Genomic DNA, 9,238 nt, shown 5'->3' with positions numbered 1-9,238 from the left:
AAAATTAAAAATTAAAAATTAAAAATTAAAAATTAAAAATTAAAAATTAAAAATTAAAAATTCAAGCCCACGGATTTATCCGTGGGCTTGAATTAATGTTTCTTTGCACTTTTTCGTGTCCATAAATAAATTTAGGGGCTTGTATCCTTTTCTTCTTTGGTCACACTAGCTTTAGGTGATTACTGAAGGTTTTTATCACTTCCGCGATCGCAGTATCACAAATGAGATTTTCAAAAACAATTTTCTCACTTTTCATAGGGGCCAAGAAATCTTTCCCCGTTAAAATGAATCATGTGATCTGGTTGATCTGCTACCCAAACTTCTGTCTCCCAAGAAATCTCAGCCAGATATCGAGTCATTTCCTTACGACTTGGGAAAGCTGTAACAAAAACTAATCCCTTATTGCTGGACTGAAATAGCTGCTTTAATTCGTTGCGACGTTTCAAGTTGACCGGGCCATGACTAGTCACAGCTTCTATCAATACAAGCCAATCTTGTTGCTCATAGTAAACTACAATGTCTGGCATTTTCCCATGAGGATTTAATTCAATCCCCATTTCTTGAAATTTCTGAGTTTCATTAATGATGAACTTATCCCCAGCATCGCCGACATAGAGAACAAAACCCCCAGGTGTAAATCTGGGACAGAAACTTTCTAAAATTGCTTTGATCAATATATTTTGTCCACCTGATGATAATTGAATGGCTTGACCATCAGGCAAACTTACAGGAATGATGGGGATGTTGCGATTCCTATCTTGCAATAAATTTGTAATTGCAACAGCATAATTGCGACGAGTCTCTTCCCACGCCTCAGAACCATAAGTAGCTAAACAAAATTAATTACACAAAGTTAAGCCATAAAACCCTTATCCAGAATAGAAACTCATGTGTAAATAATTCTGTGCGATTACTTAGGATTTAAGAAGTGACAATGCTTGTTGATGAAGTTGATAACACCATTGTGGACTGTTAATGGGTCTGTCTGGTCGGTCTGGATTCTCAACTACTATCCCCATCTGCACAAACTGGTGCATAGTCTGCCGTCGAACTGTTTCGCGTGTATTCGGTGCGTATTGTTTACCGTAGTAATCACGAAACCAATCCATCATTTCTGTTATTCTGCGTCTTGGTGCTGTCGCTTGATGCCAAGGTGTTTCCGGTCGAATGTTTGCCAAGGCGAGTAAGCAAAGTGCTGAACGCTCGTTTTGTTGCTGTTTGGGAGCATCAATATGTTTGAGCATAGCAAGTGCCTCCTCAATTCGTTTACTAGCCTGAATTGCGTTCGTTGCTTCGCTCATAATCGACAAAGTTTTATGTACAACCTGATCAAGTTGCTCCTGATCAAAGTGAGAATCACCAATTTGGCTTCCTAGTAGGATTAAGTCATCTTTGTTAGGGTATTTAATTCTACGCAAATCCGTTGCATTAACTTGTGTATGTCCACTAAACTGCCGGAAGTAACTATCAAATAAAGTGGAATTGAGAAATGCTGCTAGACCTCGTGCTAGGTCAGGATTCATTCCCTGTCCTTGAGCATGGTAGTAGTTGAGGTGATTCTCTATACCTAATACTGGTGCATCTAAAGGAGAACACACAGCAGCAACAACACGACGCTTTTCTTCCTTAGCAGAAAATCGCTTTGTCAACACGTACCAACCTGATGGAACTAACCATTTTTTTGTTTCTTGGTTTTGTTCAATTGCGATCGCCTTACGCGGATTGCTGGGTGGGAATAAAACTTTCCCTGCCTTGATAGCTTCTGGGTAAAGTAATGGAACACTTTGCTCATCCCAGCCAGTTCTCAAAGCTGACTTGAGACGAAAATCGACAACTGGCCCCGTTGAAACTTCTAAACCAATTTCATTCAAAGTAGAGGAGAATTTATTCATTTGCACTCTCAAAAAATCTTCAAGAGAGTTAGTCACAATATGAATAAAACGCTCAGAATCATTTGTTTCAACGACTTCGCTATAAGGAACGTACCTTAATTCTGAAAATTCATCTAATTCGGTTTCATAATTTCTACTAATTTCTACATAATCAGGCTTTGTTTTTGTTTTATTTGCATGAAAAATAATATTTTCTTGTAATACTTTATCTTCCGCAAAAGCTGTGGAACGACTCTCAAAAATATGAATTTTTTTAAGTCCTATCTTCTCCAAAAATTCTTTACGGAAAGGACGAAAATAAGCACCATTACAGAAACTTCTCGGCGTAATTGCAACTATCTCTCCATCCTCAGCAAGCTGTAATACAGTCAGCCAAACAAATGCACTATATAGATTTACAGTTTCAATTCCCAGTTTTGCAAGGATTTTCTTTTCAACTGATTGACTGTTAATCTTCTTATAAGGTGGATTCAGAATCGCGTGAGTAAAACTGATGGAAGGCTTGGTAAAAAGTGGCAAATTTATTTCAGTAAAAGCCTTGATGAAGCTTTCTTCATGTAAGCAGTAATTTGCCTTAATTCCTTTGTTTTCTAAAGCAACACAACACTCTATAAGGCCTTGCCTCAAAGAAGATAGAAAAATTGGTTCAACTTCATACGCTGTGATAAAACAACTTTCAACCTGGTTGGGATTTGCCAATATTTTTTCTACAAATGCAGCCGTTAATGCGCCCACCCCAGCACCAGGATCTAAAAGACTGATGTGACCAGACAGATTACTGAATTGTCTCGCCATAAAACGAGCAACTGGAGCAGGAGTAAAAAACTGTCCCAATTCACTACGCTGCTTCAGATTCAATTTTGAGGAGAGATAAATTCTGTTAATCTCAGTAGAATCTGTCAAAAATATCGCCATGCTGTCAATTCAGTCTCAAAGATGAAGATATATCAAATATTTGCATCTTAGAGCCTATTTATAAAGTAAATATTCAGTAGGTTGTGTTACGGCTATGTAAGGATTTGAGGATTTTACCAAATGATATCTAACTGTAACGCACCAATATTATATGGTGCGTTACGCGTTGCTTTAACGCACCCTACAATTTAAGGTTTACTTTATAAATCAATCTCTTATTGTAAAGGTTTATTAGTAAGGACTTTAGTCCTAAAAAAAGAGCTAGAGCCACTTACTAAAAAATCAATTCCCTAAACTAAAAACGGACGTGCTAAGAAAAAGCTGGAAATTGTCTTAGAATCTACAGGTTCTCCTTCCAGAATGGCTTTCTCTAGTTGTTCTGGAGTGAAAAATACAATCTCGATATCTTCGTCTTCGTCTTTTTGAGGTGGTGTGTCTAACTTTTCTACATCTCTGGCGAGGTAGGCATAGATAATCTCATCAGAATAGCCTGGTGCTAGGAAAAATTCGCCTAATTTGTCCCATTTTTCTGCGCTATGTCCGGTTTCTTCTTCAATTTCGCGCTTGACAGTATCTAGGGGATCTTCATTGGGTTCTAAAGTTCCTGCGGGAAATTCTAATATCCGTCCTTGAATCGCAAAACGATACTGACGTACAAGTATTAGTTTACCTTCCGCAGTCACAGGCACAGCTAAAGCACCGCCGGGGTGACGAATGCACTCCCATTCTCCTTCGGCTTTGTTGGGTAAGCGCAAGCGATTCACTTCAAAGTCAAATTTGCGGCCCTTATAGAATAGGCGTTGTTTTAATAGCTGTGGTAATTCTCTACCTAGTGGCATAGTTAAATTCTGTTGTTTATAACCGTACAAAACTATACTGGTTCTGGCAATCGCACCAGTGTTTTTTACGTTGATTGAGTGGTAACTTTAACTGCTCTTTAACAAATGTACATCAGAACAGTCTACTTTTTTTACCAGCTCTTTGATCGCTAATCCGGAAACTGGCTCTATCCAGTCTGGGGTAATCTCTACCAATGGCACTAAGACAAAGGCTCGCTGGTGCATTCGCGGATGGGGAATTTGGAGGTTTGGTGTATCGATAATTAAGTCATCGTAGAGCAGTATATCTAGATCAAGCGATCGCGCACCCCAACGTTCTCGACGCACTCGCCCAAATTTCTGCTCTATCGCCAGCAATGTGTCTAATAATTCCTGGGGACTCATTTTTACTTGCACTATGACACAGCCATTGATGTAATCTGGTTGTGGTGGGCCTACAGCTTTGGTTCTATACCAACTAGATTTCGCCTCTAGTTCAATGCCTGGAATTTCGCTTAATTCTAGGGTTGCTGCCGCCAATATTGCCACAGAATCGCCAATATTACTGCCTAAAGCTAAGGCACTACGGACAACTTTGGCTAGCACTCTATTCTGTATCAAGTCACTATTTAGGTAGATAGGTAAGGGTTCTAATATATTTTTTTAATACTTTTGATAGTTTTTTGAGATTCAATAATTCACTAAAAGTAATGTATTCATCTTGACAAAATAAGCATTAACTGAATGTAAAAAATCTATTTTGTGTAGCAATGAATTCAGTTAATTATTTATGGGATATTATACTAACACGGAAAGTAGTGAGCCAAGCCAAAAACTATCATTTGTTGGCTAGCTAATAACCGCGTTCACCTAAGAACTAATGTGGAGCAACTTACCTTCTAGTTCCAGTAACCAAATTTAAGTGACTCAGATAAGGAGGAACTGCGCTTGTCGCCCGGTAATCGTTTAGAGAAAGAGGAATCCACAAATGATCACTTACCATCCAACCGGTTGGTGACTGGAAGGCAGTTGTTGCATAATATGAACAGTGTGACATCAGGGATCATTAATAGGTTCAGCAGTCGGGAACGTCCGTTCTATCGGCGTGTGTGGTTTTGGACAGGCTTGAGTTTGGGGGGTGGGGTAATTGCTTTGAGCTACTTTATCTCCACAATAGATCGTACTTTACCAGATAAATCTGAACTACAAACTGTCATCCGCGAGCAAACATTAACGATCAAAGCTGTTGATGGCAGTATATTACAACAGCAAGGCGAAGCAACTAGAGAACCGCTCCATTTAGAAAAAATACCTGAGCAGCTGCAACAAGCTTTTATTGCCATCGAAGATAGAAGATTTCAGCAACATGGTGGTATTGATCCCCAAGGAATTATTAGAGCAGCTGTTAATAATTTGCGATCGCAAACTGTGGTAGAAGGGGGTAGTACGATCACCCAACAGCTAGCTCGCATTCTCTTCCTCAAACAAGAACGGACGATTTGGCGCAAACTTAAAGAAGTCCGCCTAGCCCAAAAACTAGAACAAGAATTAACTAAAGACCAAATTCTAGAGCGTTATTTAAATTTAGTATATTTAGGTTCAGGGGCTTATGGTGTAGCAGATGCCGCATGGGTGTATTTCAGTAAACCCGTAGACAAACTTACCCTAGCGGAAATAGCCACCATAGCCGGACTCGCTCCTGCACCCAGTTCCTATTCCCCAGCTAATAATCCCACATCTGCTGGGCAGAGGCGGGATTTGGTCTTGCACAGAATGCAGGAAGAGGGATTTATCACAGCCGCCCAAAGACAAGCCGCATCACAAGAACCAATTAAACTCAAATCAAGTTTACCGAAGCGGCTACAATTAGAAGCCCCTTATTTTAGTAGCTACATTCTGCAAGAATTACCGCAGCACGTACCTTCCGATGTCTTGGCTAACGGGGGTTTAATCGTAGAAACTACCCTCAACCCAACTTGGCAAAAAGCAGCTGAAGCAGCCGTCACCAAAACTTTAAAAAATCAAGGTCGCTGGCAAAACTTTAAACAAGCAGCTTTAGTAGCCATTGACCCCCGCAACGGTGAAATTCAGGCGATGGTGGGAGGTAAAGACTTTGGCAAAAACCAATTTAACCGCGTTACCCAAGCCCAACGTCAACCAGGATCAACATTTAAAGGGTTTGTCTATGCTACCGCGATCGCTACAGGCAAAAGCCCCAACGACACCTATTTAGATGCGCCTTTTGTCGTCGATGACTACGAACCTAAGAACTACGGCAAAACTTTTCGGGGTTGGATGAGTATAAACGATGCTCTGACGCGTTCTGTGAATGTAGTAGCCCTCAAAGTATTACTTGATATAGGATTTGATCCGACTATCAACACAGCCCATAATATGGGCATTAAATCTAAACTTATACCCACCTATTCCCTTGCCCTCGGCTCGAATGAAGTCAATCTTTTAGAATTAACTAGTGCCTACGGTACTTTTGCCACCCAAGGATTACACGCCCAACCCTATGGTATACGTCGCATCCTGAACCGCAAAGGTGAGGTCATATGGTCAGTAGATTCTCAACCCAAGCGAGTCCTTGATCCTACTACCGCCGCCATCATGACTTCGATGTTACGCAACGTCGTCGAAGCAGGTACAGGTGCGGCCGCCCAATTAGATAAGCGACCAGTCGCAGGCAAAACAGGCACATCCGATGAAGCCCGTGATTTGTGGTTTATTGGCTACATTCCCCAAGTAGTTGCAGGGGTATGGTTAGGGAATGATAACAATCGCCCCACCTCTGGGGGTAGTGGTAGTGCAGCCTACACTTGGCATGAGTTTATGGAAGTCGCAGTGCAGGGAATGCCGGTAGAAAAGTTTCCTGACAGACCTAAACTAAAAGGTCGCAAAGGCAGCATTAAAGCTAAACCCATTAAGCCTAAAAAAGTCTTGCATGGTTCTCTTAACTCTGATGAAAAATCAGAAAAACAGGATACCAGCTCATCTAGAAGACGCAGAAACAGCAACCAAGAAACAGATGATAATTCATCAAGAAGACGGCGACGCTATCGTCGTAGTCAAGAATCCAATTCTAGTGCCAGTGCAGCTTCTCCACCTAGAAGAGAGCGAACTAGAACGGTAGAATCAGGTTCTTCTACACCTCGTAGTTCTAGAGAGTCTTCATCCCCCACACCTTCTTGGCGTGAAAGACTCAAACCTAGAAGTTAATAGTCATTAGTCATTAGTCAGGGGTTATGCTCCCCTACTTCTTCTACCTGTCACCTGTCACCTGTTCCCTATAACCTGATATAAATATACTACTGTTAATTTATCGATAAAGCGTAATATCCAGTGGTGTCATTAAAATCAAGCTTCATTGACTCAGGTAGTCAAAAGACCAAGCTGTTATTCACACGACGGTCACTTTTGCCAGACTATCAAAATAGCCTGTGGCAGATTGACACAGGTTTCGTCAGAACTGTCACTTATCAGGAAAATGGTACAACTGTAGCATTGGGATTGTGGGGTTCTGGCGATATTGTTGGTAGAACGTTGTCAAAATTAGAACCTTACCAGATGGAGTGTTTGACAAAGGTTGAAGCCAGAATTTTACCCCTAGAAGAATGGTCTGATTCTACAGAAACTCTACTGGCTCACATTCAACAGTCCGAAGAGTTAATGGTCATTCGGAGCTATAAAAAAGTAGAAACCATGCTGCTGAAGCTCTTGGCTTGGTTATCTCAAAGGTTTGGCTTAGAAGTAGAGAAGGGACGTTTAATCGATATGCGTCTGACTCACGAAGATTTGGCGGATATGATAGGTTCGACACGGGTGACTGTAACACGCATCTTGGGACAATTTGAGCAAGAAGGTTTGATTGACAGGCAATCGCTCAATAGAATTATCCTGAGAGAAGAAGATATTTGGTACTACGAGATTTAAAAGCAGAAGAGTCAGATTGTTGCGTAAGTCCTGTTCTCTTCGAGATGCTACGCGAACAGTCTTGTATGTGTCGAAAAATTAGCTATGTTCTCTGGTTTGAGGAGATGATGTTATGTTGACTATTTTAGGCTTTTTAGGGCTACTTTAATTCACTACGTAAAGTTTTGTATCACATTCAACATTTCTGGACTAGAAATATAGATATCAAGAAAGAGGGAGTGATTTCCCAATTTCCTTAACTTCTCATGAATCTAGTACACAAATTATCATGGCTTCAATCAGCAATTTGCATTATTTCTTTCAAGGACTGAGGTTAAAACCCTCTTTACAATACCAACTTTTAGAGGAATGTTTAGGTCAGATGACTGGTGCTGAAGTCGCTGTTTTCATTCTATGGAAATTGGAATGAACGCATGTAAAAGTTTGTTGTACTAAAGACCAGGAAAATTGCTATAGCCCAATGCTCAATTTTGTGGGTTTATCCGCAGATGTGGCTAATTCCAATTCTATCATAGCAGTTGCGATCGCGGCCCATGAAGTCGGTCATGCCTTAATAAGAGAGATTTCTGGAAAATTTGCTTAGATTCTCAAATTTATGCTCATCAAGTATATACAGACTCTTTTAGTAAATTAATATTCAGATAATTATTATGAGCAATTTCAATCAAATTCCCTCTGAGTTTAAGGTTTTTTCCACAGAACCAGAATTAAAAATTAGATATTCTACTGGAGTTGCAGCTAAAGGCTGTTTATTAATTTTCTTCATACCATTTTTTTTCATATTTGCTGGACATTGCTTCGGACTGCTGTCGGGATTATACGAGCTGTTAAATCTCCGCTTTTCGGAAGCCATCCAACTTTGGAGTTATAACACTAATAATATTTGGTCTATGCTGATGTTTTTCGGGATGCTATTTCTTTTAGGGTTCACTTCTTGGGCTTTCGTATGGGGTATTCTGGGAGTCACTCAAATTCATGCTACCCAAGAATCTCTGACAATTATCTATCAACTTCTGGGTATGTCTCATAAAATTTCTGTTTTAGCTACCAACATCAGCTACTTTAATCAATTTCTCAACAGAACTAGTGAGGCTGACTCCTGGGATTTAGAAATTGTTACCAAGCAAAAGCTTTATGCAACAGATATATCATATCCTCGATGGTTTCCCGCCAAATTAATATCAGAAGATGGTTTAATTCGGATGAATTATAAAACAATTAATCTCTATGGACATTCACACCATCATCCTAGTGAATGGTTGGGGAAAGTGCTAGCAGACTTTTATCAAGTTGAGTTTAAATCAACATTTAATAGCAACTCTGCTTAACTCACAACAAACACCTAAAATCTCCTTCAAACTCTCCGACCTCCGTGTTCTCTGTGTTCTCTGTGATTAGTTATTCCCATCGTAAATTATGTTGAGTTGCGGGAGCAGGGGAAAGATAGAAAAAATCACATGAGTTAATGGGATAAATTCTTTTCACTCTGCGTAACTTTGCGCTGACCTCAGCGAACCTCTGCGTTGAAAAAACTGTTTTTTCGATATGTCCATGAAATCTTAAAAATGCTTCCCGAAGTCCCTGAGCCTATTTTATTAACCCAGATTTTTGCCAAGCTTACTTCTTTAGGACGTATTCATAACGTTTCTACAGGCGTTGAACCCTCGTAAATTGGCA

The 9,238-nt window shown here is 40.1% G+C and carries 7 protein-coding genes and 1 pseudogene; 4 read left to right on the top strand and 4 right to left on the bottom strand.

What is annotated here, in order from left to right; genetic code table 11:
- Positions 1-245: 245 nt before the first annotated feature.
- The 4 genes from ACM0OR_RS22920 to folK form a co-directional block, all read right to left on the bottom strand.
- A complete protein-coding gene (locus ACM0OR_RS22920; RefSeq protein WP_414578879.1) occupies positions 246-764 on the bottom strand; it encodes a BsuBI/PstI family type II restriction endonuclease in 519 nt (172 codons plus the stop codon).
- 150 nt (positions 765-914) lie between these two features.
- On the bottom strand, positions 915-2,807 hold the full coding sequence (locus ACM0OR_RS22915; protein ID WP_414578878.1) for an Eco57I restriction-modification methylase domain-containing protein: 1,893 nt from the start codon (positions 2,805-2,807) through the stop codon (positions 915-917).
- Between the two features lie 290 nt (positions 2,808-3,097).
- Positions 3,098-3,646 (bottom strand): NUDIX hydrolase, encoded by a 549-nt coding sequence (locus tag ACM0OR_RS22910; RefSeq protein ID WP_323267479.1) that lies wholly within the window; start codon positions 3,644-3,646, stop codon positions 3,098-3,100.
- An 87-nt stretch (positions 3,647-3,733) separates the two neighbouring features.
- The gene (folK, locus tag ACM0OR_RS22905; RefSeq protein ID WP_414578877.1) at positions 3,734-4,231 is read right to left on the bottom strand and encodes a 2-amino-4-hydroxy-6-hydroxymethyldihydropteridine diphosphokinase; all 498 of its coding nucleotides are present in this window, start codon (positions 4,229-4,231) and stop codon (positions 3,734-3,736) included.
- 342 nt (positions 4,232-4,573) lie between these two features.
- Here folK and ACM0OR_RS22900 point away from each other — a divergent pair, with 342 nt between their 5' ends.
- The 4 genes and pseudogenes from ACM0OR_RS22900 (at position 4,574) to ACM0OR_RS22885 (ending at position 8,889) form a co-directional block, all read left to right on the top strand.
- Positions 4,574-6,847 (top strand): transglycosylase domain-containing protein, encoded by a 2,274-nt coding sequence (locus ACM0OR_RS22900; protein WP_414578876.1) that lies wholly within the window; start codon positions 4,574-4,576, stop codon positions 6,845-6,847.
- A 123-nt stretch (positions 6,848-6,970) separates the two neighbouring features.
- The gene (locus ACM0OR_RS22895) at positions 6,971-7,561 is read left to right on the top strand and encodes a Crp/Fnr family transcriptional regulator (protein WP_414578875.1); all 591 of its coding nucleotides are present in this window, start codon (positions 6,971-6,973) and stop codon (positions 7,559-7,561) included.
- Positions 7,562-7,985: 424 nt separating this feature from the next.
- Positions 7,986-8,144 (top strand): annotated as a pseudogene (locus ACM0OR_RS22890) (zinc metallopeptidase); the annotation flags it as partial.
- Between the two features lie 67 nt (positions 8,145-8,211).
- A complete protein-coding gene (locus ACM0OR_RS22885) occupies positions 8,212-8,889 on the top strand; it encodes a hypothetical protein (protein ID WP_414578874.1) in 678 nt (225 codons plus the stop codon).
- Positions 8,890-9,238: the final 349 nt, after the last annotated feature.

Origin of the sequence: Anabaena sp. CCY 9402-a (assembly GCF_963920945.1) — a bacterium.
Lineage (GTDB): Bacteria > Cyanobacteriota > Cyanobacteriia > Cyanobacteriales > Nostocaceae > Trichormus > Trichormus minutissimus.
Note: the sequence above shows the minus strand (reverse complement) of the source record. Positions and strands in the feature narration are given on the sequence as shown.